Origin of the sequence: Bradyrhizobium altum (assembly GCF_020889705.1) — a bacterium.
Taxonomy (GTDB): Bacteria; Pseudomonadota; Alphaproteobacteria; order Rhizobiales; family Xanthobacteraceae; genus Bradyrhizobium; species Bradyrhizobium altum.
Window position 1 is genome coordinate 1 of sequence record NZ_JACMYP010000514.1, and the last position, 1942, is coordinate 1942.

General features: G+C 68.0%; 3 protein-coding genes. All 3 read left to right on the forward strand.

The genetic code is table 11. The annotated features are described in order from the left end of the window. A partial coding sequence (locus H8B02_RS46995; RefSeq protein WP_229172475.1) for a WD40 repeat domain-containing protein occupies positions 1–874 on the forward strand: 874 nt, incomplete at its 5' end. Between the two features lie 44 nt (positions 875–918). Beyond that, positions 919–1635 carry an MgtC/SapB family protein gene (locus tag H8B02_RS47000; RefSeq protein WP_229172476.1) on the forward strand — a complete coding sequence of 239 codons (717 nt, stop codon included), beginning with the start codon at positions 919–921 and terminating at the stop codon, positions 1633–1635. Between the two features lie 81 nt (positions 1636–1716). Next, positions 1717–1942, forward strand: a 226-nt coding sequence (locus H8B02_RS47005; RefSeq protein ID WP_229172477.1) for a hypothetical protein, incomplete at its 3' end; no start/stop codon positions are given.

Sequence of the window (1942 nt, forward strand, 5' to 3'; positions counted from 1 at the left end):
GATCGCGACCGCCGACGGCGAGATCACGCGGGCAGAGACGCATTTCGGCGCCATCCTGTGCGCGGCCTCCGACGGCAAGCGGCTCGTCACCGGCGGTGACGACGGCAAGCTGATCGCGATCGACGCCAAGGGCGAGACCTCGACGATTGCGACCGACGCCAAGCGGCGCTGGATCGACAATGTCGCCCTGCACAGCGACGGCACCGTGGCGTGGTCGGCGGGCAAGACCGCCTTCGTGCGCAATCCCAAGGGCGAAGAGAAGACCTTCGAGGTGCCGTCGACCGTCGGCGGGCTGGCGTTCGCGCCGAAGGGCCTGCGGCTTGGGATCGCGCATTACAACGGCGTGACCTTGTGGTTTCCCAACATGGCCGCCAATCCGGAATTCCTGGAATGGGCCGGCTCGCATCTCGCGGTCTCTTTCAGCCCGGACAACAAATTCCTGGTCACGGCGATGCACGAGGCCGCGATGCATGGTTGGCGGCTCGCCGACAACCGGCACATGCGGATGAGCGGCTATCCCGGCCGCGTGCGCTCGATGTCGTGGAGCGCCGGCGGCAAGGGGCTCGCGACCTCGGGCGCCGATGCCGTGATCGTCTGGCCGTTCGCCAGCAAGGACGGCCCGATGGGCAAGGAGCCGGCGATGTTGGCGCCGATGCCGGCCCGGGTCGCGGTGGTTGCCTGCCATCCGAAGAACGACATCATGGCGGTCGGCTATGCCGACGGTACCGTGCTGATGGTCCGGCTCGATGACGGCGCCGAGATCCTGGTGCGCCGGAACGCCGGTACCGCAGTGTCCGCGCTGGGGTGGAATGCCAAGGGCACGCTGCTCGCCTTCGGCACGGAAGATGGTGACGCGGGCATCCTGGAAATGTAAGAGATCGCTGCATCGTTCTCGGGCGACGAAGAATCGGCGGCGTCATGCGATTTCTCACCACATTCCAGCTCGCCGACTTCATCGACACGCTGGTCAGCCTGACGACAGCTTTCGTGTTCGGTACCCTGATCGGGGCCGAACGGCAGTACCGGCAGCGCACCGCTGGGTTGCGCACCAATGTGCTGGTCGCGGTCGGAGCTGCCGCCTTCGTCGACCTCGCGATGCATCTGGCCGGCGCCGACGGCGCGGTGCGGGTGATCGCCTATGTGGTGTCGGGGATCGGCTTCCTCGGCGCCGGCGTCATCATGAAGCAGGGCATGGACGTGCGCGGCCTCAACACCGCGGCGACGCTGTGGGCCTCGGCCGCGGTCGGCTCCTGCGCCGGCGCGGACCTGGTGGCGCAGGCGGCGGCGTTGACCGTGTTCGTGATCGCCGGCAACACGCTGCTGCGTCCGCTGGTCAACGCCATCAACCGCATCCCGCTGAACGAGAAGGCCTCGGAGGCGACCTACTACTTCAAGCTCGTGGTGACCCCCGAGGCGCTGCCCGACATGCGCGACCGCCTGGTGGAGAAGCTCGAGGCCGCGAACTATCCGGTCGCCGATGTCAACGTGGTCGAGGCCGGCGACGACTTCCTCGAGATCGTGGCGGAGCTGGTCTCGACCGCGGTCGACCCCAACGAGCTGAATGCCGTGGTGGTCGACCTGCAGCATCAGCCCGGCGTGCGGCACGTGACCTGGGAAATCAGCACCACGGATTGAGGCCGGGTTCCCGCAGGCTCCGCTCAGGAACCATGCGGTGGCCGGATCGTTGAGCTCGCTGACAATGCGTGGGTGAGCGAGATGGCTGCGGATCGAACCAGGCTACGGAAGGACGTGCTGATCGCCTCCTCGCTGGTGGTGGCAGGCGTTGCGATCGCCGTGCTATCGCTGCACGCGATCAACGCAGCCCCGCAAGAGATGGCGCAGGCGACCCAGCCGCTGCAGACGCCGCCGCCCGCCGAGTCAAAACCCGGCGGCGAGCGGCCGACCACGCCGGCACCGGAGCCTGCGCGTCCCGACGCTGAGG

Coding starts and splice junctions, on each gene's coding strand:
- H8B02_RS47000 (WP_229172476.1), top strand. CDS start 919: ATGCGATTTCTCACCACATTCCAGCTCGCCGACTTCATCGACACGCTG.